This is a genomic window from Paenibacillus alvei DSM 29 (genome assembly GCF_000293805.1).
In the GTDB taxonomy this organism is placed as follows: Bacteria; Bacillota; Bacilli; order Paenibacillales; family Paenibacillaceae; genus Paenibacillus_B; species Paenibacillus_B alvei.
Window position 1 is genome coordinate 236182 of the sequence record NZ_AMBZ01000002.1, and the last position, 26504, is coordinate 262685.

Annotated in this window: 29 protein-coding genes, 2 pseudogenes and 1 riboswitch; of the genes and pseudogenes, 1 reads left to right on the forward strand and 30 read right to left on the reverse strand. The window is 48.8% G+C overall.

Annotated elements, in window-relative coordinates:
• Positions 1–281: 281 nt before the first annotated feature.
• From PAV_RS07495 to PAV_RS07550, 13 genes and pseudogenes are all read right to left on the reverse strand, one after another.
• Entirely contained in the window at positions 282–1835 is a 1554-nt protein-coding gene (locus PAV_RS07495) for an NADH-quinone oxidoreductase subunit N (RefSeq protein ID WP_005544800.1), read from the reverse strand.
• Between the two features lie 4 nt (positions 1836–1839).
• Positions 1840–3450 carry a complex I subunit 4 family protein gene (locus tag PAV_RS07500; RefSeq protein WP_005544801.1) on the reverse strand — a complete coding sequence of 537 codons (1611 nt, stop codon included), beginning with the start codon at positions 3448–3450 and terminating at the stop codon, positions 1840–1842.
• Positions 3451–5350: pseudogene (gene nuoL / locus PAV_RS07505) on the reverse strand (NADH-quinone oxidoreductase subunit L).
• 20 nt (positions 5351–5370) lie between these two features.
• On the reverse strand, positions 5371–5682 hold the full coding sequence (gene nuoK, locus PAV_RS07510) for an NADH-quinone oxidoreductase subunit NuoK (protein WP_005544804.1): 312 nt from the start codon (positions 5680–5682) through the stop codon (positions 5371–5373).
• Positions 5679–6206 carry an NADH-quinone oxidoreductase subunit J gene (locus PAV_RS07515; RefSeq protein ID WP_005544805.1) on the reverse strand — a complete coding sequence of 176 codons (528 nt, stop codon included), beginning with the start codon at positions 6204–6206 and terminating at the stop codon, positions 5679–5681. The genes nuoK and PAV_RS07515 overlap by 4 nt, the downstream gene beginning before the upstream one ends.
• Positions 6199–6651, reverse strand: coding sequence for an NADH-quinone oxidoreductase subunit NuoI (gene nuoI, locus PAV_RS07520; RefSeq protein WP_005544806.1), 453 nt, complete (start codon positions 6649–6651; stop codon positions 6199–6201). Before nuoI ends, PAV_RS07515 begins: the two co-directional genes overlap by 8 nt.
• Before the next feature lie 16 nt (positions 6652–6667).
• Positions 6668–7678 (reverse strand): NADH-quinone oxidoreductase subunit NuoH, encoded by a 1011-nt coding sequence (gene nuoH, locus PAV_RS07525; protein WP_005544807.1) that lies wholly within the window; start codon positions 7676–7678, stop codon positions 6668–6670.
• Positions 7678–8778 carry an NADH-quinone oxidoreductase subunit D gene (locus PAV_RS07530; RefSeq protein WP_005544808.1) on the reverse strand — a complete coding sequence of 367 codons (1101 nt, stop codon included), beginning with the start codon at positions 8776–8778 and terminating at the stop codon, positions 7678–7680. Before PAV_RS07530 ends, nuoH begins: the two co-directional genes overlap by 1 nt.
• A 6-nt stretch (positions 8779–8784) precedes the next feature.
• Positions 8785–9084 (reverse strand): annotated as a pseudogene (locus PAV_RS36025) (NADH-quinone oxidoreductase subunit C); the annotation flags it as partial.
• 41 nt (positions 9085–9125) lie between these two features.
• Positions 9126–9500: a hypothetical protein gene (locus PAV_RS36030; RefSeq protein ID WP_005544811.1), complete on the reverse strand. Its 375-nt coding sequence runs from the start codon at positions 9498–9500 to the stop codon at positions 9126–9128.
• Between the two features lie 113 nt (positions 9501–9613).
• On the reverse strand, positions 9614–9907 hold the full coding sequence (locus PAV_RS07540) for a hypothetical protein (RefSeq protein WP_005544813.1): 294 nt from the start codon (positions 9905–9907) through the stop codon (positions 9614–9616).
• On the reverse strand, positions 9904–10422 hold the full coding sequence (locus PAV_RS07545) for a NuoB/complex I 20 kDa subunit family protein (RefSeq protein WP_005544815.1): 519 nt from the start codon (positions 10420–10422) through the stop codon (positions 9904–9906). Before PAV_RS07545 ends, PAV_RS07540 begins: the two co-directional genes overlap by 4 nt.
• Positions 10407–10778: an NADH-quinone oxidoreductase subunit A gene (locus PAV_RS07550; protein ID WP_005544817.1), complete on the reverse strand. Its 372-nt coding sequence runs from the start codon at positions 10776–10778 to the stop codon at positions 10407–10409. Before PAV_RS07550 ends, PAV_RS07545 begins: the two co-directional genes overlap by 16 nt.
• Before the next feature lie 630 nt (positions 10779–11408).
• Here PAV_RS07550 and PAV_RS07555 point away from each other — a divergent pair.
• On the forward strand, positions 11409–12062 hold the full coding sequence (locus tag PAV_RS07555; RefSeq protein WP_005544818.1) for an SDR family NAD(P)-dependent oxidoreductase: 654 nt from the start codon (positions 11409–11411) through the stop codon (positions 12060–12062).
• A gap of 72 nt (positions 12063–12134) precedes the next feature.
• On the opposite strand, the gene PAV_RS07560 is transcribed toward PAV_RS07555, so the two are convergent.
• The 17 genes from PAV_RS07560 to PAV_RS07640 all read right to left on the reverse strand — a co-directional run bounded on the left by PAV_RS07560 (position 12135) and on the right by PAV_RS07640 (position 26313).
• A complete protein-coding gene (locus tag PAV_RS07560; protein WP_005544821.1) occupies positions 12135–12551 on the reverse strand; it encodes a F0F1 ATP synthase subunit epsilon in 417 nt (138 codons plus the stop codon).
• 66 nt (positions 12552–12617) lie between these two features.
• Positions 12618–14024, reverse strand: coding sequence for a F0F1 ATP synthase subunit beta (gene atpD, locus PAV_RS07565; RefSeq protein WP_005544823.1), 1407 nt, complete (start codon positions 14022–14024; stop codon positions 12618–12620).
• 35 nt (positions 14025–14059) lie between these two features.
• Positions 14060–14920, reverse strand: coding sequence for an ATP synthase F1 subunit gamma (gene atpG / locus PAV_RS07570; protein WP_040735686.1), 861 nt, complete (start codon positions 14918–14920; stop codon positions 14060–14062).
• A gap of 103 nt (positions 14921–15023) precedes the next feature.
• Complete coding sequence (atpA, locus tag PAV_RS07575; protein ID WP_005544827.1) at positions 15024–16538, reverse strand: F0F1 ATP synthase subunit alpha; 1515 nt, start codon at positions 16536–16538, stop codon at positions 15024–15026.
• Between the two features lie 78 nt (positions 16539–16616).
• Positions 16617–17165: a F0F1 ATP synthase subunit delta gene (locus PAV_RS07580; RefSeq protein WP_005544829.1), complete on the reverse strand. Its 549-nt coding sequence runs from the start codon at positions 17163–17165 to the stop codon at positions 16617–16619.
• Positions 17162–17647, reverse strand: a complete 486-nt coding sequence (gene atpF / locus PAV_RS07585) for a F0F1 ATP synthase subunit B (protein WP_005544831.1) — start codon at positions 17645–17647, stop codon at positions 17162–17164. Before atpF ends, PAV_RS07580 begins: the two co-directional genes overlap by 4 nt.
• Before the next feature lie 90 nt (positions 17648–17737).
• Positions 17738–17950 (reverse strand): F0F1 ATP synthase subunit C, encoded by a 213-nt coding sequence (atpE, locus tag PAV_RS07590; protein WP_005544835.1) that lies wholly within the window; start codon positions 17948–17950, stop codon positions 17738–17740.
• A gap of 100 nt (positions 17951–18050) precedes the next feature.
• Entirely contained in the window at positions 18051–18836 is a 786-nt protein-coding gene (atpB, locus tag PAV_RS07595) for a F0F1 ATP synthase subunit A (protein WP_005544837.1), read from the reverse strand.
• Between the two features lie 30 nt (positions 18837–18866).
• Positions 18867–19247 (reverse strand): ATP synthase subunit I, encoded by a 381-nt coding sequence (locus tag PAV_RS07600; RefSeq protein WP_005544840.1) that lies wholly within the window; start codon positions 19245–19247, stop codon positions 18867–18869.
• Entirely contained in the window at positions 19240–19473 is a 234-nt protein-coding gene (locus PAV_RS07605; RefSeq protein ID WP_005544842.1) for an AtpZ/AtpI family protein, read from the reverse strand. Before PAV_RS07605 ends, PAV_RS07600 begins: the two co-directional genes overlap by 8 nt.
• A 175-nt stretch (positions 19474–19648) precedes the next feature.
• Positions 19649–20803 (reverse strand): non-hydrolyzing UDP-N-acetylglucosamine 2-epimerase, encoded by a 1155-nt coding sequence (wecB, locus tag PAV_RS07610; protein WP_005544844.1) that lies wholly within the window; start codon positions 20801–20803, stop codon positions 19649–19651.
• Positions 20804–21094: 291 nt separating this feature from the next.
• On the reverse strand, positions 21095–21724 hold the full coding sequence (gene upp, locus PAV_RS07615; protein WP_005544846.1) for a uracil phosphoribosyltransferase: 630 nt from the start codon (positions 21722–21724) through the stop codon (positions 21095–21097).
• Positions 21725–22186: 462 nt separating this feature from the next.
• The gene (locus tag PAV_RS07620; protein ID WP_005544848.1) at positions 22187–23437 is read right to left on the reverse strand and encodes a serine hydroxymethyltransferase; all 1251 of its coding nucleotides are present in this window, start codon (positions 23435–23437) and stop codon (positions 22187–22189) included.
• Positions 23438–23590: 153 nt separating this feature from the next.
• Positions 23591–24214 (reverse strand): TIGR01440 family protein, encoded by a 624-nt coding sequence (locus tag PAV_RS07625; RefSeq protein ID WP_005544849.1) that lies wholly within the window; start codon positions 24212–24214, stop codon positions 23591–23593.
• 22 nt (positions 24215–24236) lie between these two features.
• Complete coding sequence (gene rpiB / locus PAV_RS07630; protein ID WP_005544851.1) at positions 24237–24695, reverse strand: ribose 5-phosphate isomerase B; 459 nt, start codon at positions 24693–24695, stop codon at positions 24237–24239.
• Positions 24696–24879: 184 nt separating this feature from the next.
• A riboswitch (ZMP/ZTP riboswitch) is annotated at positions 24880–24960 on the reverse strand.
• Between the two features lie 122 nt (positions 24961–25082).
• The gene (locus PAV_RS07635) at positions 25083–25658 is read right to left on the reverse strand and encodes a low molecular weight protein arginine phosphatase (RefSeq protein WP_005544853.1); all 576 of its coding nucleotides are present in this window, start codon (positions 25656–25658) and stop codon (positions 25083–25085) included.
• 88 nt (positions 25659–25746) lie between these two features.
• Positions 25747–26313 carry a manganese efflux pump MntP gene (locus PAV_RS07640; RefSeq protein WP_005544858.1) on the reverse strand — a complete coding sequence of 189 codons (567 nt, stop codon included), beginning with the start codon at positions 26311–26313 and terminating at the stop codon, positions 25747–25749.
• Positions 26314–26504: the final 191 nt, after the last annotated feature.

A 26504-nucleotide genomic window follows, 5' to 3' on the forward strand; every position in this document is an offset into this window, starting at 1 on the left:
TCCTGACCTCTATCCTTGCTCTTTATTTACGACTATGAATGAGATAAAGACAGACATCGTTTGGCGTTGTCTCCATCCATACAGACACAATATAACTTTACACGTTAAACGTTATAAAGTTTCGCCGTGGGGGCATTCTTTCCTTTTCAGATCGGTCAATTTGAGTCCGTAGTCCTACATGTAATAAAAAAGAATCGAAGCCTCTTCATAAACAGAGGCTTCGATTCTTCAATAACATGGAAAGTCGCTTTGCCATCAACCCAATGAATCGTTGTTCCTGATCACATACGGATCAGCAAGTCTGCTCCAATGGAGAAGACTTGTTGAATCGCCTTAACTACAAAACCTGGGAACACGCCGAGCAGCAGCACGAAAAGTACGCACAATGCGATGACAACTCGTTGTGTCATTGAAATTCGTACCTCATCCTCATTCCCTGCCCGCATGTACATCTGGCGGATAAAGCCGAAGTAGAAGTAGAAAGAGATAACACCTGTAACCATCATCAATATAGCGAGCCATACCGTATGACCGGCGGCTGCGCCGAATATGATGTACAGCTTACCCATGAAACCAGCCGTAATTGGAATCCCTGCAAGGGACAGCACGAGCACTGTCATCGCTACGGCAAGCCATGGTGAACGATAATACAAGCCAGCATATCCCTTCATCTCGTCATGTCCTGCTGAACGTTCGATCACCGTATGGACTGCGAAGGCACCAATCGTCGTGAATAAGTATGCCAGTAAGTAGAATAGGAACTCCGAGAAATTCGACGAATGCCACGAACCATCCAGCATATCCAATCCGATTGGTACAAGCAAGTAACCTGCATTCGCAATACCAGACAAGGCAAGAAGCCGCTTTACATTCGACTGTTTGAGCGCCATTGTCGTTCCGATAACCATCGACACTGCTGCCAGAACTAAGAGAATAGTGGCAAAGTCGTGATAGATGATCATATCCTTGTTGACGCCCAAACCAAAGTACAGACTGTAGAAGATGCGGAATAGAATTGCCAAGCTGGCACCTTTGGAGACAACCGCCAAGAAGGCTGCAACCGGTGTTGGCGCACCTGCATATACATCCGGTGACCAGGCATGGAATGGAGCTGCTGCCACCTTAAACCCGAAGCCTACCAGCATAAGCAGAAAGCTCACATAAATAAGTGGCTCAAAGGCATGCACATGATCCGACAGCCCTCTGGCAATCGCTCCAAGCTGCGTGCTTCCGGTTATGCCATAAACGAATGACATGCCGTATAAAATAAATGCGGACGCAACACTTCCCAATACCGCATATTTGAATGCACCCTCTGATGACTTGCGGTCATTTTTCTTAATTCCAACAAGAATGTAGGATGTGATGCTTATGAGTTCAAGACCAACATAGAGCGTGATGAGATCCCCTGAAGAAGCCATCATCATCGCCCCAAGTGTAGCTGGCAGCAGCAAATAGTAATATTCGCCGCGATTTGAGATTTCATTTTCCCGTATATTTCCGATACTCATCAGCAGGATGAGTCCCGTTGCAGTAAGGAATACGATTTTAAGCAATAATGCAAAATCGTCTATGCGATAGCTTTGATTGAGCAGCTGCACAGCCCGGGTCGCTTCCTCTGAGAGATATACCCGTTGATACAGCTTCCATATAACTAAGCCGAGCGAAATCAGAACGCCCAGCAGGGACAGCCCCCCGATAATATCCCGATTTACACGACGGGGCAGCGCCAAATCAATGAGCGAGATCACAATCGCTGCAATAACAAGCGTCAGCTCAGGTGCAAGCAGTGCGAGATCGCCCAATTGCAGCAGTTTAACTGTAGTCGCATCCATGGGCCTACCCCCTCACCTTGAATAATTCGATGACGTGCTCGACGCCACTATCAATCGGTGCCGTAACGAACGACGGGAACAATCCGATTAAGATAATGCACGCTGTCAGTACCATAATCGGCACGGCTTCGACAAGCCTTGCATCCTTTAAGCCTGCATAGCGCTCATCTCTCGGACCATAAGAGATAGCCAGTACCCCGCGAAGCACATATACACTACTTAAAATAATGCCAAGCGCTGCGAGTATGGCAGCCCACTTCATCGTTTCGAACAGCCCAAGCAAGGAGAGAAGCTCCGCTACGAATCCGGACAAGCCTGGCAAACCAAGCGAAGCCAAGCCTGACAACAGAAGAATACCGCATAAGAACGGCATGCTCTTTGCTAAGCCACCCAACTCGTCGATTCTCGTAGTTCCCGTTCTTTCTAACAATGCACCAACAAGCAGGAAGAACAGCGCCGAGATGAATCCATGCGATACCATCTGTACTACAGCACCCTGCAGCCCGATATCATTCATTGCCGCAATACCAAGCAGGACGAAGCCCATATGGCTAATACTCGAGTAAGCCAAAATTAATCTAAATTCCTTTTGTACAAAGGCGAGTATAGCCCCATATAGCACGTTGATAACGCCTAGCACAGCCAGAAGCACTGACCATGTTGCAGTCTCATGCGGAAGCAAGGCAGTTCCGAACTGTACAAGCCCGTATGCCCCCATCTTCAGCAATATTCCGGAGTGCAGCATGACAACTGGTGCCGGAGCTTCTGCGTGCACACGCAGCATCCAGGTATGGAATGGAAATATCGGGAGCTTTACGCCAAAAGCAACAATAAGTAAGAAAAAGACAAAGGTTCGCATACTTTCGGACAAGTATACCCCGCTCTGCTCCTGATTGATAAATGATGCTGCATCGTTAATGTTTTTCAAAATGACATCAAGATTGCCGGAATACACGTAATGGCCATTGATAGCCATATCCGGGTTAGGTGCAAAGCCTGCAGTCACCGTCAATATAATGAAAGCCACCAAGAGAAGCGCGGATCCGAGACCATTGTACAGCAGGAATTGGTTTGCGGCCTTCTCGCGATGCATATAGCCCCAAATTCCAATAAGGAAATAAGTCGGCACCAGTGTCCATTCAAAGAACATGAAAAATAAGAACAGATCGCGTGCCATAAAGACGCCAAGCATACCGACTTCAAGCAGCAGGAATAGAATAAAATACGACTTCCAGCGCTTCTTCACGTATAGGGATGCAAATGCTGCCATTGAAGCTACGATCGTTGTCATTACAACGAGTGGAAGCGATAGCGAATCAATTGATAAATGATACTGTATCGTGAATGCCCATGAGCTCAGTCCCTCAATCAATTCGGAATTGAGCGGGATGGAAATCCATGAATGTTGCTCCACCAAGCTCTTGCCTTGTTCCAGCGCATCATAATTGCCATAAATGACAAGCGCCAGCAAAAGCGGCACGAATGTCGTCACAATGCCCGTTACTTGAATCGAACGTGTTCGTTCTTGGGGAATGCACAATAATACGATTACCCCAAGCAAAGGCGAGAAGGTCAGCAGCGTTAGCAGCGGCATCGAAGAAAGAACATTCAGCATCTACCAGAACCTCCTTCCAAGTGCCAGTACGAGCAGAATCATTCCGACAAAGCCAAACAGGGACACTAATCCATAGGTTTGAAGCTGGCCACTTTGCAATCGCAGCGACGTTCTGCCGATACCGACCGTAAACCATGTGACCAAGCGAACCAAGCCATCAATGATCCATTTATCAATCGCCTTTAGGAATAGCCCTATGCCAGTAAGAGAACGTACAAATACAATGTGATACAGTTCATCCACATAATATTTGTTGGCAAGCAAACGATAGAGCGGTGCTGCCGTTTGCTCGAGCGTATCTTGACGCTTGCGGCCAGGGCCGTACATAACATAACCAAGTCCAATACCCAATACACCGATAAGCGCCGATACTATCATCACCATCACATTCGCGTGTTCAGCCGCTTCCTCCCCAGTCAACCATGAGCCGAAACTGCCGCCAAACGGAGTGTTAATGAAACCAGCAACGATAGCCAGTATACTGAGCACGATCAAAGGCATCGTCATGGATAATGGTGATTCATGAACCTTGGATGCATCGCTATCTGCCGATGTCTCACCTGTAAAATACAAGGAAAAACAAACGTGCCATATAAAATGCAGTAAAGAATGCAGCTATTACACCAACAATAAATAATAGCCAATTATTTTGCTCCCAAGCTGCTGTCAAGATCGCATCCTTGGACCAAAAGCCGGACAATGGAGGAATACCGGACAGAGCCAGTGCTCCAATACCGAATGTCCAAGCGGTAACCTTCATGTTGCGGCCAATGCCGCCCATCTTGAAAATATCCTGTGTATGTACAGCATGAATGACGCTACCCGCTCCAAGGAACAGAAGCGCCTTGAAAAAGGCGTGCGTAAACAAGTGGAACATACCTGCCGTTACCGCTCCGAGACCGAGCGCCATCATCATGTAGCCAAGCTGGCTAACCGTCGAGTATGCCAGAATACGCTTCAAGTCTCGCTGCGCGATTGCAATCGTTGCTGCGAAGATCGCTGTAAAGCCCCCCACACTTGCAACAATCGTCATCGCCGTAGGAGACATGTGGAAAATATCAAATGTCCGTGCAACCAGATACACACCTGCTGCTACCATCGTAGCCGCATGGATAAGAGCTGAGATCGGTGTCGGCCCTTCCATCGCATCCGGAAGCCATGTATGCAGCGGGAACTGACCCGACTTACCTACCGCCCCAACAAATATGAGAGACGCAATCCAAGTCGTCAGGCCGGCAGAAATGCCGCTCTGTGCTAGCGAATCTGCATTGCTGAACACATTGCTTATGGATGTAAAATCAAGCGCGTGGTTTGGCATATGCCAGAACAGAAGCAGCAGCGCAATGAATAAACCAACATCCCCTATCCGTGTGACGATAAACGCCTTCTTTGCGGCCGCACGTGCAGCCGGGCGCTCATACCAGAACCCAACGAGCAGGAATGAGCACACACCAACAAGCTCCCAAAAGATATAGAGCTGCAGCAGATTTGGAGACAGTACAAGCCCCAACATCGAGCTGGTAAAAAGCGCAATGTACGCATAGAACACCGTTTGCCGCTCATCACCATGCATATACCCTTTGGAATATATATTTACTAGCAAACTGACCAGCGTCACAATGACGAGCATAAGTGCGTTCAAGTTCGTTACATCGAATCCAAACTCTAGACGAAAGTCACCAAAGCGAATCCAATCGAAGCTTCGGGTGTAGTCTTCCATCGTGCTGGACACCCGCTCCCATAAGAGGAGCGCAGACAGTACGAACGCAGCAAGAGAGCTGATGACGCCGAGCAGAACGGCTGCGCCTTTCATCTGACGGCCAAATGCCGTCAGCATGAGGAACGCGAGCAGCGGAATGACCGGGATAGCCCATGCGAATTGCGAAAAGACGGATTCCATTGTCGTATCCTCCCTACCGATTATCTCTTCAAGTCGTCAAATTTGTCCACGTTGGCCGTTCCGCGATTCCGGTACAACGCGATAAGGATGGCGACACCGATTGCCGCTTCCGCAGCTGCAATCGCAATTGTAAAGAGAGAGAAAATTTGCCCCTTCAGGCTCGGTACGACCCCGTATTTCGAAAAGGCAATCAAATTCAGGTTCGCTGCATTAAGCATTAGCTCAATGGATAACAGTACGATAACCGCGTTGCGCTTGGTAAGTACCCCATATAAACCGATGCAGAACAAAATAGCGGCAAGTGTCAGAAAGGAAGCAAGCATCGTGCTCAAGATTCATCCGCCTCCTTTTTAGCCAGCACGATCGCCCCGATAAAGGCGACCGTCAGCAGAACCGACAGCAGCTCGAACGGAATGACATGCTCCGTAAACATCTGTTTCCCGATATTCAGCGTATTGTCCTGTGCAAGTTCAGCATCTTGGTGCACTGGGAATTCAGAGCTGCGAATGGAGAAGAACAACACTCCGAACAATGCAATACAGCCGATTGCTGCCAGCGTTTCCTTCCACGGCTTAACAAATGCCTCATCCTGCTTATCGTGCCGGGTCATCATAATACCAAATATCATTAGAATTGATATGGCGCCCGTATAGACGAGCACCTGCACGAAAGCAACAAACTCGGCATCAAGCAAAATATACATTCCTGCCAGTCCTAAGAAGGAAAAGGCAATGGATATCACCATATGTACAACCTTTGAAAAATTGAGCATCAACACAGCACCAGAAATAATGCAGATAGCCAGCACGAAGAAGACAACTGTCTCCCCTGTCCATTCCAAGGAAAAGTTAAACACTTTTCTTCGCGCCCCCCTTCGGCATGGCGGAGTTGTTCTCTTGACGAATGTTGACATTGTTGTCGTTCAGCCAATTCAAATTTTTGAACAGATCATCACGGCTGTATGTCGCCAATTCAAAATTGTTCGTCATGACTATCGCTTCAGTCGGACATACTTCCGTGCATAGATCACACAAAATGCAAATTTCAAAGTTAATATCGTATGTGTCGATCACTTTGCCCTTCTTCTCCGGATCCGGATTCGGTTTACCTATCAACGAAATGCATTCCGTTGGACAGATACGGGCACATTGATTGCATACGATACACTTATCAGGATCGAAATGCTGTATGCCGCGAAACCGATCGGGCATCTCTAGCGGAACATCCGGGTATTTGTAGGTGACCTTCTTCGACGTCATCGCCTTCCAAGTAACGCCCAGACCCTTCAACAGTCCTTTCACGGATCTCACCCCTAGCCTATTTGTTGAAAATTTCGATGTATATCGCCGTCAAGAAGACGTTAAGCAGGGCAAGCGGCAGCAGCACCTTCCACCCAAAGCCCATCAATTGATCCACGCGTATGCGAGGCATCGTTGCACGTAGCCAGAATAGGAAGAAGACGCAGAACGAGAATTTCAGGATGAACCACAGCAGCCCCGGTATGAAGTCGAGGAACGGGAGCGGTGGATGCCAGCCGCCTAAAAACAAGACCGTCGTCAGTGCTGAAAGTGCGAATACATACACATATTCCGCCAACATGAAGAAGGCGAATCGGAAACCGCTATATTCAACGTGGTAACCCGCAACAAGCTCTGATTCTGCCTCAGGCAAATCAAATGGGGTACGATTCAACTCAGATACCCCAGCGATAATAAAGACAATGAATCCGATGATTTGCGGGATAAAGTTCCATTCCCAAAAATAGTTGCCTTGCCCTTCTACTATGGTACGCAAGCTGAGCGATCCGTTCAACATGATAATACCAGCTACTGAAATAACGAGAGGTATTTCATAGCTTATCATTTGCGCCGCTGAGCGCATACCGCCGAGCAGAGAGTATTTGTTGTTGGACGCCCATCCTCCTAAAATAATACCAATCGTAGAGATGCTGGACAATGCAGCATAATATAACAATCCGACATTCAGATCGGCAAAGCCTAAGTTAGCGGCATAAGGAATTGTCGCTATAACGGCAAATGCCGGTACATACGTGATGACTGGAGCCATGATGAATAGTGCTTTATCAGCCTTGCGAGGTATTGTGTCTTCCTTAAGCAGTAGTTTCAAAATATCAGCAACCGTCTGCAGCAATCCAAGCGGACCTACTCGTGTAGGGCCATGACGCAGCTGCATCCAGCCTATGACTTTGCGTTCGAAGTAAATCGCATAGGTTACGAAGCCTAGGACAACGAGTAGAAGAACAACTCCCCATGCGATGAAAATTAGTCCATTCTGCCACGTGAGTGTTTGATTCAACAAGTCCCCCACTAGCAATCCACCTCCCCGACGACGATGTCAATCCCGCCCAATATGGTAATCAGGTTCGTCATCGTTTCGCCTACGAGCAGCTTCGGCAGTATTTGCAAATTCACAAAAGACGGACGTCGGAACTTCAGCCGGAATGGCTCCGCCTTGCCCTTAGATACGATGTAGCAGCCAATTTCTCCGCGCGGCGATTCGATCCGTGCATATACCTCACCCGCAGGCGGCCGTATGACACGAGGGACTTTGCCCATTGTTTCTCCTTCGCTCGGAAATTGCTCTACAGCCTGCTCCAGAATACGCAAGCTCTGCTTCAGCTCTTCCAGACGGATGACATAGCGATCATAGCAGTCTCCTACTTTGCCCAGCGGGACATCGAATTCGAAGCGATCGTACAGGCTGTAAGGCTCATTTTTGCGCAAATCCCAGTTTACGCCCGTACAGCGCAGATTGGCGCCGCTAAGCCCGTAGGCGATCGCGGTCTCTGCATCGTAAGTGCCGACTCCCTTAATACGGGATAAAAATATTTCATTGCCGCTTACAAGCCGATCGTATTCATCCATGCGCTTTTTCATATAAGGCAGAAACTCACGTACTTTATCGATCCAGCCCGGAGGAGCATCCCACTTTACCCCGCCGACACGCATATAGTTGTACGTAAGTCTAGCACCGCACAATTCATTGAATAGATCGATGATGATCTCACGATCACGGAATGCGTACAGGAATGGGCTCATCGCACCGATATCAAGCAAATACGTGCCCCACCACACAAGATGACTGGCTACACGCTGAAGCTCCATCACGATAAGACGCATAAATTCGGCCTTCTCAGGAATCTCCAACTGCATCATCTTCTCTACCGCATGAACCAGTACATAATTGTTCGTCATGGCAGAGACATAATCCATACGGTCTGTATAAGGAATAATCTGTGTATAATTCAAGCTTTCCGCAAGCTTCTCCGTACCGCGATGCAGGTAACCCATTACTGGAGTTGCTTCCGTAATGACCTCACCGTCCAGCTTGACGACGATGCGGAATACACCGTGCGTACTCGGGTGCTGCGGCCCAACATTAAGCAGCAATTCTTCTGTGCGAATCACGGGTGGTTACACCTCCGAATCTAACGGCACATAATCTTTGCGCAGCGGGTGTCCAACCCAATCATCCGGCATCATGATGCGGCGCAAGTCGGGATGTCCCGGAAAATCAATGCCCAGCAAATCGTATACTTCACGCTCATTCCAGTCCGCTGTTGGCCATATTGGCGTTACCGATGCGATGGAAGGCGCCTCGCGATCTGTCTTAACACGAACAGCAACCTCTGCTCTCGTGTTCAAATTAATGAGGTGATAGATGACTTCTAAATGTGTCTCCTGGTCGGTGCCGGATAAATTACGCAAATAGTCACATGACCAATCTCCGTGCTTACGAAGGAGATCGGCAGCCGCTAACCAATGTTCATTTTTACCGTTACCGTAGGCAAATGATCGTTCATCTCATTGATAAATGCTTCCTCAACCGCTTCTTCTGCGATTTCCGTCTTCAGCAAGGCAACGAGCTGATCAAGGACAGGCTGCTTGGGTGAAGGCTCTTTCGGCTTAGGCGGTTCTTCATCTGCCTTTACCCGAGGAGCGCGTGCAGGCCGTTCTGGTTTCTCAGCGGCATCACCAGCACCTTCTTCTCTCACGCGCGCTCGTGGTGGACGCGCTGCTGCAGGTTCTGCTCCTGTAGAAGCTTCTCCGCCGCCTTCTGCCGACTTCGCTCGCGCTGCTCGCGCCTCAGCAGCCGCCTGTATTCGTGCTGCCTTCTCTTCTTCCGTCAATGGCGCACGCTTCGGCTTCTCTGTTTCCGCTGTGACGGAGACCTCCTTCGTAGCGTCGGTATGGCCTTCGGTTTCAGCAGCCGCAGGAACGGGCTTCGATTCCAGTTGTATGTCTAGTTCCTTCTGGACTTCTTTTTCTCATCAGTCTTTTCAGTCTCCAGCTTCTGCTCTGGTGCTGTAGGATCAGGCTTCACACCCGAAGCAGCCTGATCTGGCGATTGAGATTCTTGAATCTGCTCACTAGCCTGCTTTTCTAACTTTTCTTCAAATACAGAATCTTTTGCATCCGGGTTGGATTCATGGCCTGTTGCTGTACTCGAGATTGAGTCTGTATCCGACACTTGCTTCTCATGTTGTTCAGAGGGTAGTTCTCCTGCAGTCTTGTCCTTCTCTTGCTCCTCACTCATCGATTTGTCACCCGCTTTCCGGTTTTCGCCTCATAGCGGATCTTTTCTTGAAGCTTGTTGATTCCATAAATTAGTGCTGCAGGATTTGGCGGACAGCCCGGGATATAGACATCCACCGGTACAATCTGATCCACACCCTTCACCACAGCATAAGACTTGACATATGGCCCTCCGGCAGTAGCGCAGGAACCCATCGCTATAACCCATTTCGGCTCCGGCATTTGATCGTAAAGTCTGCGAAGCAATGGTCCCATCTTCTTCGTAACGGTACCTGCTACGATCATTACGTCTGATTGACGGGGCGAAGTGCGAAAAATAACGCCGAAGCGATCCAGATCGTAATGGGAAGCCCCAGTGCCCATCATTTCGATTGCGCAGCAGGCAAGACCGAACGTAAGCGGCCACAATGAATTGCTTCGGGCCCATGCCTTCAATTGTTCAAGCGTGCCAAAGAACACATTGCGTTCCAACTCTTGCCGTTCTTCCGGCGTAATTGATTCTAAAGTGAGTCCCATTGAAGCACCTTCTTTTTCCAGGCATAAATTAGTCCAACCAACAGCAATCCGACGAAAATTAACATTTCGACAAGTGCAAACAACCCTAGCTGATTGTATGCAACCGCCCATGGGTACAAGAAAACGGTTTCGACATCAAAAATGACAAACATGAGTGCAAACAAATAGTACCGTACGTTGAATCGGACTTGTCCGACACCAACAGGCTCGTTACCGCTTTCATAAGTCGTTTGCTTCATGTCTGTCGGCTTCTTCGGCCTAAGCCATCTCCCTACCGTCAGTGCGACAACCGGCAATAAAATACCGAGTGCAATAAAAATGGCCACAATGACGTAATTGTTGATGTACTGTTCCAAAGGTCATCCCCCTCCGCCGCAGCATCTGCCATTTTGCAAAAAAATAGAGAATTTTGTAATAAACCCGCCACAATTATAACAAAACCTACCAACCCCGTCTATGCAATTCCTGCCACCTTTTGTACATCTTTTCGAAAGTTGTTCGGTTTTGGTTATATACATATTCACATAAGGAGGACGATAGAAGATGACTAGTGAATGTTTTATGAACATCAGGAATGGATAAAAAGAGAGGAATATCGCACTGGAGGCCAAAAAAGGACAAAAAAAGAGAGCTGCGATCCGGTCACAGCTCACGGAGGATGAGGAAACTACCTACAATTAACCAACCTACTGAAAATCAAAAGAACCAAGAAGAAGGATATTTCACTTGGTGTGAATGTTCAAGAAGTAGCCTTCCCGAACGTACACTTGATGAGGTTAACTTGATAACCTCCACATGAGAATGATTATCAATATTAACTGTCTTCATTATAAACAGACCCCTTACATGCGTCAAGCAATAAAATGATATTTTCTAAAATATTTTGTGGTTTCATTGCGATGTGTGAAAAATGGTTTTGAACTCTGCAGCCTGTTCAGTTTACAATATCCATACATCGGATCATACAACAAGGGGTTGAACGACTTATGACACAACCGATGATTTGGATCGTCGGCGCCGGTTGCGGCATCGGACTTGGCATTGCCAAGTCATTTGGACAGCGTGGTTACCTTCCGATTCTCATTACACGAGATAAGGAGACGCTTGAACAAATGAAAGACATTCTGCACGACATGAATATCGAAGCGACTGGCACTGTCGCACTTACTAGCGACGAAACTGCCCTTCGTAAAGCACTGACAGCACTAGAATCCGAACACGGTACACCTGAGGTCGTCATATATAACGCATCTGCTCATGCACCTGGGCTTCCATCTGAAGTGCAGCCTTCTGATATGATTGAAGACTTCAAGGTGAATGTTGTCGGGGCGCTTACGACTGCTCAGTGCGTTCTCCCGGGCATGAAGACTCGAGGCACAGGCTCTTACCTACTGACTGGCGGGGGACAAGCACTGCACCCTACAGCAGCACTAGCATCGCTTGGCATTGGAAAGTCTGGTCTGCGCAGTCTAGCTTACAGCCTGCATGATGAGTTTAAGCAGTGCGGTTTATACGCCGGTACATTGACCGTCTGCGGCTTTGTTCAGCCTAATACCTCCTTTGACTCGCAATTGGTCGGTGAAGCCTTCTACAGCATGCATACGAAGCGTTCTGAAGCTGAGGTTATGTTAAAGCCATAATTTATATTCTTATGAAAAAAGAGCTGTTCCACCAACCCGAGAGGTTCTGGAACAGCTCTTCTTCTATTTATATTACCATTCTTTTTGTGAGACTTTAATCCGCGTCACGGCGCGTTGGAGCGACAATTCCGCACGACGGAAGTCCAGGGAATCCTGCTTGCTCCGTGCAGCCATCGCCAGACGTTGCTCCGCCCGGGCCTTGGCTGCCTTGGCACGTTCCACATCGATGTCTTCCGGCATTTCCGCGCTTTCTGCCAGTACAACGACTTTGTCTTTACGTACTTCGACAAATCCGCCATGTACCGCAATCCAATGCTCCTTGCCGCCTTCCTTGATCTTCATCGGACCAATACGAAGCGGCGTAACCATTGGAATATGGTTCGCCAAAATACCGAGATCTCCTTCGACGCCCTTGACGCTAATCATGTCCACCTGCTGTTCGAACACTTTGTGCTCCGGTGTAACGATTTCCAACAAAAAGGTGCTCAACTGAGGTTTCCTCCTTCCGTTCTGTCCTTGCCTTAGCAACAGACAGCCCGTTTCACGTCAAGCCGCTTACAGCGTCTTTGCTTTTTCCACAGCTTCTTCGATCGTACCAACGTACAAGAAAGCTGCTTCTGGAAGGTCGTCATGCTTGCCGTCCAGGATTTCCTTGAAGCTGCGTACTGTTTCTTTAACAGGCACGTACTTACCGCTAATGCCTGTAAATTGTTCCGCAACGTGGAACGGTTGGGACAAGAAGCGTTGAATTTTGCGCGCACGCGCAACCGTCAACTTATCTTCTTCGGATAACTCGTCCATACCAAGGATTGCGATAATATCTTGAAGTTCTTTATAGCGCTGCAAGAGGCGTTTAACGCCTTGTGCGACATGATAGTGCTCTTCGCCTACAATATCTGGTGCCAAGATTCGGGATGAGGATGCAAGCGGATCAACCGCAGGGAAGATACCCATCTCGGAAATTTTACGCTCCAAGTTCGTCGTTGCATCCAAGTGTGCAAACGTCGTAGCTGGAGCCGGGTCTGTGTAGTCATCCGCAGGAACGTAGATTGCCTGGATGGATGTAACAGAACCTTTTTTCGTAGAAGTAATCCGTTCTTGCAACTGACCCATTTCTGTAGCCAATGTAGGTTGGTAACCTACCGCGGAAGGCATGCGGCCGAGCAAGGCGGATACTTCGGAACCTGCTTGTGTAAAGCGGAAAATGTTATCGATGAACAAGAGAACGTCCTTGCCTTCTTCATCACGGAAATGTTCAGCCATAGTCAGACCCGTCAAAGCAACACGCAAACGTGCTCCTGGAGGCTCGTTCATCTGACCGAAAACCATCGCCGTTTTGCTGATAACGCCGGATTCTCTCATTTCATGGTACAAGTCATTACCTTCGCGCGTACGCTCGCCGACACCCGCAAATACGGAAATACCGCCGTGCTCCTGCGCGATGTTGTTGATCAGCTCTTGGATCGTTACCGTCTTACCTACGCCGGCACCGCCGAACAGACCGATCTTACCGCCCTTCACATACGGAGCCAGCAAGTCGATAACTTTGATCCCTGTTTCGAGAATTTCCGCTTGCGTGGAAAGTTCGTCGAATTTAGGAGCTTCTTTATGAATCGGGCTAACTGTCTCTTTTACAACGTCGCCCGCATTATCAATTGCTTCTCCAAGCACGTTGAATACACGACCCAACGTCGCTTCGCCTATCGGTACTGTAATTGGAGCGCCAAGATCTGTCGCTTCCATGCCGCGAATCAAGCCGTCTGTAGAAGACATCGCAACGCAGCGAACTACGTTGTCACCCAAGTGAACCGATGCTTCCAACGTCAAGTTGATGTCAGGCGCGCCGGCAGTTGTCGACTTCTGCTCAATCTTGATCGCGTTCAAAATTTCAGGCAGTTGTCCACGTTCGAACTCAATGTCGACAACCGGACCCATTACGCTAATCACGCGTCCTTTACTCATCTCGTTCCCTCCTACTGTCAAACATGCATTTCCGATTAAGCCTGAGCGTTTGCCCCTGCTACGATTTCCGAAATTTCCTGCGTAATCGCCGCTTGGCGTGCACGGTTGTACACAAGCGTCAGCGAGCTGATCATCTTCGTTGCGTTCTTCGTCGCATTACCCATCGCGGTCATCTGCGCACCGAACTCACTTGCCTTCGCATCGAGGAGCGCACTGTAAATGAGTGTCTCTGCATACTTCGGCAACAATTGCCCGAGCACTTCTTCAGCAGAAGGCTCATATTCATACGATGTTACTGGTCCGTTAAACGCTTCATCATCAAGCGGCAAGAGTTTTTTCTCTACCGGCACCTGTGTGATTGCGTTCACGAATTCGTTATAAAACAGAATCAGTTCATCATACTTGTGCTCTTCGAAATATTTCACGGCGTTGTATGCGATAGACTTAATATCTGCAAATGTAGGCGTATCCGGCAACTCCGTAACAGCCTCCACGATATTAAATCCTCTCCTGCGGAAGTAATCACGACCCTTGCGTCCGATGACGAATAATACGATATCATCCTTCGTCAGCTTGTTTTCCTGCATCGTCACCATGACCTTACGAAGCACGTTGGCATTGTAGCCGCCCTTCAAGCCACCGTCGGACGTGATAACAAGATATCCTGTCTTCTTCACAGGACGCTTCTCTAGCATCGGGTGGGAAATCCCTTGCGTACCAGCCGCAATGCTGGAGACGACCTCCTTCAGCTTATCCGCATAAGGACGAGCTGCCTCAGCCTTCGATTGTGCGCGGCGAAGCTTCGCCGCACCAACCATCTCCATTGCCTTCGTGATCTGCTTCGTGCTCTGCACGCTCTTGATCTGGCGCTTAATCTCGAGAATTCCTTTAGCCACTTCCATCTCACCTGCCTTTAGCGCTTTGCGCAGGGCAAAGCGGACTTCTTCGAATGCGCACCGGGAGCCCTGAGGCTTCCGGGCTGCAGTCAACTTCTATCTATTACACCGACACGGCGAAGCTCTTTTTGAATTTCGTTACCGCTTCAACCAGTGCGTCTTCGTTTTCTTTTACCAGATCTTTCGTATCGCGGATCGATTGGTAGATGCTGTCTTGGTTACTTGCCAAGTAAGCATGGAATTCATTCTCGAAGCGTTGAATATCTTGCACCGGAATATCATCCAGGTGCCCCCTCGTCGCTATATACAAGCTGACAACTTGCTTCTCTACTGGAAGCGGCTGGTTGACACCTTGCTTCAGAATTTCCATCAAGCGCTCACCACGGTTCAAGCGAGCAAGCGTTGATTTATCCAAATCGGATCCGAATTGGGAGAAGGCTTGCAATTCACGATATTGTGCCAAATCGAGACGAAGTGTACCTGCTACCTTCTTCATCGCCTTGATCTGTGCGGAACCACCGACACGAGATACGGAAATACCTACGTTAATCGCTGGACGTTGACCGGAATAGAACAAGTCAGCTTCCAAGAAAATTTGACCGTCGGTAATCGAGATTACGTTAGTCGGAATATAAGCCGATACGTCAGATGCTTGAGTTTCGATAAATGGCAATGCGGTCAAGGAACCGCCGCCTTTCTCGTCGCTCAGCTTCGCAGCGCGCTCCAGCAAGCGGGAGTGCAAGTAGAATACGTCACCAGGATATGCCTCACGGCCTGGAGGACGGCGAAGGAGCAAGGACAATTCGCGGTAAGCCGCGGCTTGCTTCGACAAGTCATCATAGATCACGAGCACGTGCTCGCCTTTGTACATGAAGTACTCACCCATGGAGACGCCTGCATATGGAGCCAAGAACAGAAGCGGTGCTGGCTCTGATGCCGATGCTGTTACCACGATTGTGTACTCCAATGCGCCATGACGACGAAGTGTTTCTACAACTTGTGCAACTGTAGATTGCTTTTGACCGATTGCGACGTAAATACATTTCACGCCGTTGCCTTTTTGGTTAATGATCGTATCGATCGCGATCGTTGTCTTACCTGTTTGACGGTCGCCGATGATCAGCTCGCGCTGACCGCGGCCGATTGGTACCATCGAGTCAATCGCTTTAATACCTGTTTGCATTGGCTCATGTACCGATTTACGGTCGATAACGCCTGGTGCATTGGATTCGACTGGACGGAACTCCGTCGTAGCGATTGGACCTTTGCCGTCTACTGGCTGGCCGAGTGGATTGACAACGCGGCCAAGCAGCGCTTCACCGACAGGAACTTCCATGATGCGTCCTGTGCGTTTCACTTGGTCACCTTCGCGAATGTCTTTGTAAGGTCCAAGAATTACGATACCGACGTTATTCTCCTCCAAGTTGAGGGCCATACCCATAACGCCGTTAGAGAATTCGAGCAACTCGCCGGACATACATTGCTCTAGTCCGTGTACACGGGCAATACCGTCACCAACATTAATGACCGTACCGACTTCCGCCACTTCGATTTCCGATTTATATTGTTCGATTTGACTTTTAATCAGTGTACTGATTTCATCAGGTCTGATGCTCAACTCGCTTCACCCCATTCTTCCGTGCTAAATAGTTGATGAGTGTTCAAAAACGGACTTCTTGAACATTCTCGATAAGAATTACTGCGCTTGCAATTTCAATGATCTATTTAGGCGTTCCAACTTGCCGGACAAGCTGCCGTCATACAGGTGATCCCGAATGCGGACTTGCAAGCCTCCGATTACGGATGCGTCAACAACGTTATGAACGCGAATCGTCTTGCCTAGTTTCTGACCGAATTCAGCAGCAACAGCTTCCTTCTCCGATTCATCAAGCGGATAAGCGGATGTCACTGTTGCATCCAGGATGCCGAGCGCTTCACCAGCAATGCGTACATAGCTGTCTGCTATCTCGCGCAGTGCGTCAATACGTCCACGTTCGATAAGCAGCTGAACCATGTTGAGCAAAATATCAGACACATGACCGTCTAGTACTTTGCCAAGTACAGCGGACTTCTCGGCATGACCGATATTCGGCGACGTCAGAATAAGGTACAATTCATGATTGGCTTTCACCAATTCCGCAGTTTCCTTCAACTGCTGTTCCGTTTCCGAGACCAGTTGACGCTCCTGAGCAAGTTCGAACAACGCTTTGGCATAACGCTTGGCAATTACGATGTTCTGGCTCATTGTTTGCCTCCTACCTCTTTCAGGTATTGGCCGACCAATTGCTCTTGATCTTTCTCGTCAACTTGCTTCTCCAAGATCTTCGATGCGATTGCTACGGACATGTTGCCCACTTCTTCGCGAAGAGCTGCAACTGCCTTGTTCTTCTCGCTCTCGATATCGCGAGCTGCTTCTTCCTTCAGACGAACAGCCTCGCTCTTCGCGCCGCCGATAATCTCGTCTGCTTGACGAACGCTCGTTTGTTTCGCTTGCTCGATGATGTCGTACGCATCTTTGCGCGCTGTAGCAAGAGCTTCCTTCTGTTCTTCTACGTATACTTGTGCCTGTGAACGGCTATTCGCCGCTTCATCCAATTGCTGCTGCACGAGCTCGCGGCGTTTCTCCATCACGTCGAACAATGGTCCGAACGCGTACTTTTGAAGTAAGAAATATAGGATTAAGAAAGCAAGGATCGCCCACACGAAATTTTCCCAAACAAAACTCACTACAGTCACTCCTTTCCGTTAACATGACGTGCTAACAAAACGAAGGCGCGGATGGCATCGGCCTTCCCCGCCAAACCGTTTGTCTATTCATTAAGAGAACATTGCCAAGAACGCGATAACTGTAGCTGCGAGTGGAATAACCTCGACGATACCAACACCGATAAACATTGTCGTTTGCAACATGTTACGAGCTTCTGGTTGACGTGCAATCGACTCAACTGTGCGGCTAACGATCATACCGTTACCAAGACCTGCGCCCAAAGCGCCCAAACCTACTGCAATTGCTGCTGCTAACATACCCATTAGAAAAGTCCTCCTCAAAATTCATGTATTTATTGAATTGCTTTGTTTATATGTCTCACCCGAAGTTGCCCATAATCAGTATGGGACTCGGCAGAGTTTGTTAATGTTCTTCATGTACAGATGCCTGCGCGATGTATACCATTGTCAACATCGTAAAGATGAAGGCTTGGAGCGCGCCGATAAATATACTGAAGCCTTGCCATGCCGCGAGGAACGGTAGACCGAATACCCCTGCTCCAATGAGTGTGGATATCAGTACCTCACCCGCGAAAATGTTCGCGTACAACCGGATACCAAGCGCAATTGGCTTCGCCAAGTTCTCCACGATGTTCAGTGGAAGAAAGATTGGGAATGGCTCAACGTAGTGCTTCAAGTAGTGCTTCCGATTGTTCTTGAGGCCTAGGAAGTTCACGATAACGAAGACCATGAACGCCAGACCGAATGTTACGGATACGTCAGCCGTTGGCGACTTATACCACAACAAATGGACGTGTTCAGGTTTACCCTTAGCTGCAAGTTCGTCAAATGCCGCCTGACTAGTTGCTACAATCTCGTGACCGAAGATAGACACCGGATGATGCGCTTCGGTAATGATTGCGAATGGCAAACCTAGTACGTTGGATACGAAAATAAACAAGATAAGCGTCATCCCTAATGAGATGAATGCCTTGCCCTTCTTCAGCGGCATCGCACTACCGATAATGCCTTGTACAAACTCCACAACCCACTCCAAGAAATTCTGCATCTTGGAAGGCTTTTCAACCGAAAGATTGCGAACAGCGAGCCGGGCAATAATAAAGGTAATGATTCCGCTAAGGAGTAGCGTGAAGATGATGGACAAATCCAAGTGCAGTCCCATAACCTCGATAATCGGTGCTGAGTGCATAAATGTGTTCACCCCTTTCCAATAGACTGCTTACGCTTTCTTTCTGCTTGCCCAAATTATACTTACGAAAATCGACAATAACTGAGTAATAAAAAATCCGACAATTGTCGCCACAAGGGATATGTGCTGTTCGAACTTAATGGCGAACATGACTGCCAAGAGTACAATGCACATACGAGTTACAAATCCAAAGCTGTACCGTCTCTTCTCCTGGCTAGCAGCCATCTCTGCAATCTGTCTAACTTTGATAGACAAATAGTGAGCATAGACAAGCCCTGCCGTTGTTCCTAATATCAATCCGGCAGTGTATGGCCGATATTCCGGCGCTGCTGCCCAACCAAGTAGGAACGCCGACAGCAAGAGGAACGTCACTCTCGTAACGGCACGAACCATGGAAGTCATATCATTCATTTTGTTCCCCCATGAACTTCTTTACTAAGTAGATGATGTTGACGATGCCAAGGCACAGCCCGACAATACTTCCGACTCCCATCCAGAGCTTGGACCCATCCAAAGCATTGGCAATCCACTTCCCCGCGTAAAAGCCTAAGAGTATATACAAGGCAAGCAAGACACCCGCTCCACTGATGGAGAGGGCAACCAGCCATAGGCGATCGTTACGATTCGACATTTTCATAGCCTATAATTCCCATTCATTTTACTTAAATTTACGAGTCTTTGTCAATTGATAAAAACCGCGTAACAACAAGGATGAAAACGATACACATTCGCTTTCAAAGCTCCGAAAATCCGCGTAAACCGTACAGTATCACTGTATGCTGGTGCCTTCCCTCATAGAAGAGTGCCATCTATCAATTTGTGAACTTTGTGTGAAAAGGTTCAGGACGTTCTTCCAGAACTCCAAAACTGTGAAGAATCGCACTGACGATCCGCTGCGACGCTTTGCCATCGCCGTATGGATTTGCAGCCTTGCTCATCCGTGCATACGTCGTTTCATCCGACAGGAGCGCCTTCGCTCGCGCATATACTTTCTCCTCATCCGTGCCGACCAATTCCAGCGTGCCTGCGTCGATTCCTTCCGGTCGTTCGGTAGTTTCGCGGAGGACGAGCACAGGTATGCCAAATGACGGCGCTTCCTCCTGAAGACCGCCTGAATCGGTAAGGATGAGGTGCGTGTGTGGATAGAAATTGTGAAGGTCTACCACGTCAAGCGGGTCAATCAGCTTAATGCGCGGATGATCTCCCAGCATCTCATGAGCCGGTTCACGTACAGCCGGACTTGGATGAACCGGATATACGATCGCAATATCTTCGAATTCGTCCGCAATGCGGCGAACGGCACGGAAAATGTTACGGTGCGGCTCTCCCTGTGATTCGCGGCGATGTGCAGTCATCAATACAAGCCGCTTGCCTTGCGCCCAATCGAGCACCTCATGCTTGTAATCGGATCGTACTGTATATTGAAACACATCTGTAACCGTGTTGCCTGTGACAAATATCGATGCATCTTGCTTATTTTCTTTACGCAAATTGCTAGCCGACCAATCGGTAGGCGCAAAGTGCAAATCAGCCAAAACGCCTGTCAATTGACGGTTCATTTCTTCTGGAAACGGAGAAAGCTTGTTCCATGTACGAAGTCCCGCCTCCACGTGCCCTACCTTAATCTGCTGCATGAATGCCGCGTAGCTGGCAAGGAACGTCGTCAATGTGTCACCATGTACAAGTACAATATCTGGCTTCGCTTCTTGCAAAACAGGCTCCAGTCCCTGAAGGACACGCACAGAAATATCATTTAGCGTCTGGCGAGCCTGCATAATATCCAGATCATAATCTGGTTTAATATTGAACACATCGAGCACCTGGTCCAACATCTGACGATGTTGGGCCGTGACGCATACGATGGATTCGATGTGTTCCGGATGCTTCTGTAATTCCAAAATGAGCGGCGCCATCTTGATTGCTTCTGGACGTACACCGAACACCGTCATTACTTTCACTTTGGACATAGTCTTATCCTCCGTCTTTCTTCTTGCATAATAGTCAATACATTGTTTGCTCTAAAATCATTTTTTTGACTTCAAAAAGATACTTTTCAGCACCGAGAAGGTTGCAAGAACTCGAAGCCGAGCTTCCGAAGCGAGTTTTGCCGAACAAAACTTGTAAGGAGCAGCAGAGTGCAGACAAAGACTACATGAGCAGCTAAAATGTTTCCGCAGGAAACATACTTCGTAAGCATAAGCTCTTCGAGAGTGAATACAAGATTCGATGCCGAATTGCCTCTTGAAAAGCGAATTCTTCTACTTCGTGCCGAACAAACGGTCGCCGGCATCGCCCAATCCTGGAACAATATAGCCGTGATCGTCCAGACGCTCGTCCAATGCTGCCAGATAAATGTCGATGTCAGGATGTGCTTCCTGAACGGCCTTCACACCTTCCGGCGCTGCAATCAAGCACATCAATTTAATTTGCGTGCAGCTGCGCTTCTTCAATACATCGATAGCCGCAATCGCGGAACCGCCAGTAGCAAGCATTGGATCAATGACAATCAGTTGACGTTCTGTTACATCGGTAGGAAGCTTCGTATAGTATTCAACGGGTTGAAGTGTCTCAGGATCACGGAACAGCCCTACGTGCCCAATTTTCGCACCTGGAATCAGCTTAACAACGCCTTCTACCATTCCAAGCCCTGCACGCAGTATTGGAATCAAGCCCAGCATGCGTCCAGCGATCATTTTGCTCTCTGTTTCTGCAACAGGCGTTTCCACTGTCACTGTTTGCAAAGGCAATTCACGAGTAATCTCGTACGCCATCAAGGTTGCTACTTCGTCCACGAGCTCGCGGAAGTCTTTCGTTGTTGTCTTCTTGTCTCGAATCAATGTCAATTTGTGTTGAATCAAAGGATGATCGCAAATGACCAATTTACCCATATTTCGTGTCCCTCCGCCTTTTACTCTCTCGTTGCTGTCGATCTCATACGTGATGAATTGAACTGATATTCCTGCTTTCAACAGCCGTGTCGCTCTAGCATCTCCGGCTTCATCAACGCTAAACAGGCTTTATTATAACATTCCGCGCTTATCCCTGCACGTATTGCGGGCACTTTTGAGGTATTTTTCACATTTCCGACGAACTCGGCACAAAAGAGCACACTGTACTATTTCTAAGCATGTTGGGGTCTGCTTATACATGTTCATCCCGCCGAACATTGGAAATTGTCGATTATCCGCCCTGAAGTTCCTCGATCCATGGCCCGAATAATGTATCGTAAGCACCTGAGCTTCTCCCCCATTCTACACCTACAAAAAAAGAGCAGGTCATCTACAACGAGAGATTACCTGCTCCGTCCTTCTTATGATCAAAGAAAAGGCCCATTAACCACGAGACTAATCTTAGTATTTCAAAGTTGAGTACAGCGGGAATTGAGCTGTCAAATCGCTGACCATTCCACGCGCCTTGCTCAATACAGCTTCATCTTGAGGCTGCTTCAATGTCATGGCAATGACTTGGCCGATGACACGCATTGCTGCTTCATCCATGCCTCTGGACGTTGCGGCTGGTGTTCCGATACGAATGCCGCTTGTAATGAACGGGCTAGTCGGGTCGAATGGTATTGCATTCTTGTTGACGGTAATGCCTACAGAATCCAGCACCTTCTCCGCATCCTTGCCTGTGATATTGATATTGCGCGTATCAATCAGCATCAGATGGTTGTCTGTACCGCCAGATACAATCGTCAAACCTTCTTCAACCAACGTAGATGCCAATACCTGTGCGTTCTTGATCACTTGCTCTGCATACTGCTTAAAGGACGGCTGCAATGCTTCGCCAAGGGCAACAGCCTTGGAGGCAATAACGTGCATGAGAGGGCCGCCTTGCGTACCTGGGAATACAGCCTTATCGATCGCTTGAGCCCAGGCTTGACGGCACATGATCATACCACCACGCGGACCGCGCAATGTTTTGTGCGTTGTCGTCGTAACGAAATGGGCATGAGGCACTGGACTTGGATGAAGTCCTGCTGCAACCAAGCCAGCAATATGCGCCATATCTACCATGAACAGAGCGCCTACATCGTTAGCGATTTGGCCAAGTGCTTCAAAATCAATGATGCGTGGATAAGCGCTCGCGCCAGCCACGATCATCTTTGGACGATGCTTGAAAGCAGCTTTGCGTACTTTATCATAATCGATGCGGAAAGTGTCTTCTTCTACACCGTATGCCACGAAGTTGTACAACAAGCCTGATGCGTTCACGGGGCTTCCATGAGTTAAATGTCCGCCATGCGCCAAGTCCATGCCAAGCACAGTGTCCCCAGGCTTCAACGCTGCCAAATACACAGCCATGTTCGCCTGCGCACCAGAGTGAGGCTGTACGTTGACGTGTTCAGCACCAAACAGCTCCTTCGCACGATTGCGCGCGATGTCTTCCACAATATCGACATGCTCACAGCCGCCATAGTAACGTTTGCCTGGATAGCCTTCCGCATATTTGTTCGTCAGAACCGTTCCCATCGCTTCCATAACCGCCTCACTGACGATATTTTCAGAAGCAATCAGTTCGATATTGTTGCGCTGACGCTGCAACTCCAAGTCCATTGCTTTCAACACTTCAGGATCTGCTTGTCGTAAATGATCTACCATTGGCATAGCCCTCCCACATTTTAATTCCCTTATTGCAATGTATGACAAACGCATCTGCGTTAAGGTTCAATCGTAACCGTGATTCAACATAAAGCGACGAGTTCCCCAATTCGCCGCCACACCTAGCAAGCAAGCTACTAAGCAGTTCTGCGACTATTCACAAGAAGACAATCCTTCTTCTGCTGGAAGCTGGTATACAGCACGTTCGCCGCCTATAAGCTTCGGCCGCGTCTTCGCCATATTGACTCGGGCCTTGCCGATATAACGAACCTCTGTCCGCAAGGGTACAGCCACTCGTCTCAAATGCATGCCGATCAAGGTCTCGCCGATATCGATGCCGGCATGAGCCTCTAGTTCCTCTGCCAAACATGCATCCGGCAAATGACGGTAAGCATACGCCGCCATTGAGCCCCCCGCTTTCCGCACAGGCACCGCAGACACTTCCAGCAACCCGAATCTCTCCAGCGTACGACGCTCAACAACAAGCGCACGGTTCAAATGTTCACAGCATTGAATAGCAACCTCGAGGCCATAGCTTGATCGGAGTACACTGAGTCCGGCAAATATCGCCTGAGCGGTATCCGACGCACCAGATGTCCCAATGCGCGCGCCTGCTACCTCACTCGTACTGCAGCCAATCACGACGATCTGACCTGGCTTCAGCCCTGCCTCCCGAACGAGAGCATGTGCAGCAGCTTCCGCTTGCTCGCGAACCTGCTCCATTTTCAAGAATGACGTTGCCGGGCCTTGATGTTCGTTCTTCTCGATCTCAATCATACTGCCCATTCACCTCCACCCATTACGCTTGCGGGTGATATTTATGTTCTACGTCTGCAACTTTGCGAAGACGTCCAATATGGCGTTCCCCTTGACTGAACTCCGTACCCAGCCATACGCGTACAATCTCTTCAGCCAATCCGGGCCCAATAACGCGCTCACCCATAGCAAGCACATTCGTATCATTATGCTCTCTTGTTGCCTTGGCTGAGAATAAATCATGAACAAGCGCGCAGCGGACGCCTGGAACCTTATTTGCTGCGATGGACATGCCAATTCCAGTACCGCATATGAGCACGCCGCGATCTGCCTCGCCTGAAGCAACCATTTCCGCAACCGGTACCGCATAATCCGGATAATCTACTGATGTTGTGCAATCGCACCCTACATCAACGACTTCATGACCCAGTTCCTTTATGACTCGAACAATTCCTTCCTTCAGTCGTACGCCAGCATGGTCTGCACCAATGGCAATTTTCATCGTCGTACCCTCCATCCGTTGTCTACAAATGTAACTTCCGTCCATGTTACCATGCTCGGTATGCTACAGGTTTATTATAACGAATTTCCCGCAGCTTGGACGAGCCATTTGCACGCTGCCTCCAGTGTAACATGTCTCCATCATTGAAAAAAAGAGCATAGCACGGCTGTTCTTCCGCACACTGCTCTTCTGCCCAGGCGACCGGCCGTATTCTCCGATGCTCCACCGTGGTTCCCCACTTCCGTCGCCAGTTACATCGGATCTGCTATATCTAGTTCGATCATAATGGATGTCACAACCGATTGCAACCGTTATTTTCCTGCAGCATCCGTTCCTTGCCTATCTGCTATGCATACCTTCATCCTTGCCTGACCTTCTATCTGCACATCATTGTAGCTTGTCCAGCAATCTTGCAAGGGCAGCTTGAATTTCTGCCGCTGTTATTCGGTACTGCTCCAAAGAACCGCCATAAGGATCGGCTACATCCATAGTCGGCACACGGCTCTGCAGCTCAGCAAGCTGTACAAGCTCCTCCTCGGTAGGAGCTTGTCCCATAGCAAGCTTTAACTGGATATCCGCGGCCAAGGATTGAAGCTGTTGATATTGTTCCTGATCTTGTTCCGGATCACTCACATACTCCTTCAAAGCGAATGTCTTGTTGTGCGCACTTGGGAACTGCTGAAGGACATGGCGCTTATGGCTCGTCGTCAATGTCAATATTAAATCTGCCCACTGCACGCGTTTTTCGTCCAATACAGCGGAACGGAACTCATGGTGATTGCCAATATCCTGTTCCTCCAGCACAGCAGCAGCGTGCTGTGACATGGGCGTACCGTCCCATGCGGCAACACCCGCTGACTGAACATGCATTTCCAAGCCTCGTTCCTCCGCCATATGCTTCAGCATCGCTTCTGCAATGGGACTCCGGCATGTGTTGCCTGTACATACAAATAAAATGCGCATCACCCAACACCCCTCCCTTTAAGACCTATCTATAGGGTCGTGCATCTCCATCATTCTCATTCCTGCCTCTTGCTATATTTTCTACCCGCTAAAAGGGAAGCAAAAACAGAATGCCAAATGTCAGCAGAACTGCTCCGCCTGCAGCCTCCCCATACTCACCAAATTGTTTCCCAGCATGGTGGCCCAGCAGCAAACCTATAATGGACATCGCCCCACCGAATAAACCGAAGGCTACTATCGTCATGAACAAATCAGATCCGAACATACCTAACGAAATGCCAACAGAGAAGGAATCTACACTAACACTAAGTGCAAACAGCAGCATTCCCCATACTGTCGATGTATTTATCATTTGTGAGGATTCGCCTTTCAGCGAGCTATAAATCATGTGTCCGCCCAGCATAATCAGGAGACCTCCCGCCGCCCAAGTCGTCACTTCACCAAGCAGCATGCTCATATACATGCCTGTAGCGACACCAGCCAGCGGCATTAATACATGGAACAATGCGATAACCCCGCTAATGCGAACCGCATCTCTCCGGCGAACCCCTCTCATACCAATGCCTAGACATAGTGAAAAGGCATCTGAGCCTAAAGCTGCCGCCATCAAAAAAATAGTGATCCATTGGCCGATTGGCGCTGCCGTATCCCACATCGCCCCCACTCCTCGTCCCATAGCGTCTGTTCCATCGTATGCGGACAAGGAGAGATTCATGCCTAGCAGCTAGTTGTACGAAATCGCTTATAGCCTGCTACACAATCAAGCTTCATTACCAAACATTATGGAAATATCAAGCAAGAGAAACCTTGTTCCTCCTAACCTGCAATTCAGACATCAGAAATACT

Bases quoted from the DNA above. Each gene is read 5' to 3' on its own strand.
- PAV_RS07495 (WP_005544800.1), bottom strand. From the start codon at position 1,835: ATGGATGCGACTACAGTTAAACTGCTGCAATTGGGCGATCTCGCACTG.
- PAV_RS07500 (WP_005544801.1), bottom strand. From the start codon at position 3,450: ATGCTGAATGTTCTTTCTTCGATGCCGCTGCTAACGCTGCTGACCTTC.
- PAV_RS07540 (WP_005544813.1), bottom strand. From the start codon at position 9,907: ATGAGTGAGGAGCAAGAGAAGGACAAGACTGCAGGAGAACTACCCTCT.
- PAV_RS07545 (WP_005544815.1), bottom strand. From the start codon at position 10,422: ATGGGACTCACTTTAGAATCAATTACGCCGGAAGAACGGCAAGAGTTG.
- PAV_RS07555 (WP_005544818.1), top strand. From the start codon at position 11,409: ATGACACAACCGATGATTTGGATCGTCGGCGCCGGTTGCGGCATCGGA.
- atpD (WP_005544823.1), bottom strand. From the start codon at position 14,024: ATGAGTAAAGGACGCGTGATTAGCGTAATGGGTCCGGTTGTCGACATT.
- PAV_RS07580 (WP_005544829.1), bottom strand. From the start codon at position 17,165: ATGAGCCAGAACATCGTAATTGCCAAGCGTTATGCCAAAGCGTTGTTC.
- atpE (WP_005544835.1), bottom strand. From the start codon at position 17,950: ATGGGTATGTTAGCAGCAGCAATTGCAGTAGGTTTGGGCGCTTTGGGC.
- atpB (WP_005544837.1), bottom strand. From the start codon at position 18,836: ATGCACTCAGCACCGATTATCGAGGTTATGGGACTGCACTTGGATTTG.
- PAV_RS07600 (WP_005544840.1), bottom strand. From the start codon at position 19,247: ATGAATGATATGACTTCCATGGTTCGTGCCGTTACGAGAGTGACGTTC.
- PAV_RS07605 (WP_005544842.1), bottom strand. From the start codon at position 19,473: ATGAAAATGTCGAATCGTAACGATCGCCTATGGCTGGTTGCCCTCTCC.
- wecB (WP_005544844.1), bottom strand. From the start codon at position 20,803: ATGTCCAAAGTGAAAGTAATGACGGTGTTCGGTGTACGTCCAGAAGCA.
- upp (WP_005544846.1), bottom strand. From the start codon at position 21,724: ATGGGTAAATTGGTCATTTGCGATCATCCTTTGATTCAACACAAATTG.
- PAV_RS07620 (WP_005544848.1), bottom strand. From the start codon at position 23,437: ATGGTAGATCATTTACGACAAGCAGATCCTGAAGTGTTGAAAGCAATG.
- PAV_RS07625 (WP_005544849.1), bottom strand. From the start codon at position 24,214: ATGATTGAGATCGAGAAGAACGAACATCAAGGCCCGGCAACGTCATTC.
- rpiB (WP_005544851.1), bottom strand. From the start codon at position 24,695: ATGAAAATTGCCATTGGTGCAGACCATGCTGGCGTACGACTGAAGGAA.
- PAV_RS07635 (WP_005544853.1), bottom strand. From the start codon at position 25,658: ATGCGCATTTTATTTGTATGTACAGGCAACACATGCCGGAGTCCCATT.
- PAV_RS07640 (WP_005544858.1), bottom strand. From the start codon at position 26,313: ATGTGGGATACGGCAGCGCCAATCGGCCAATGGATCACTATTTTTTTG.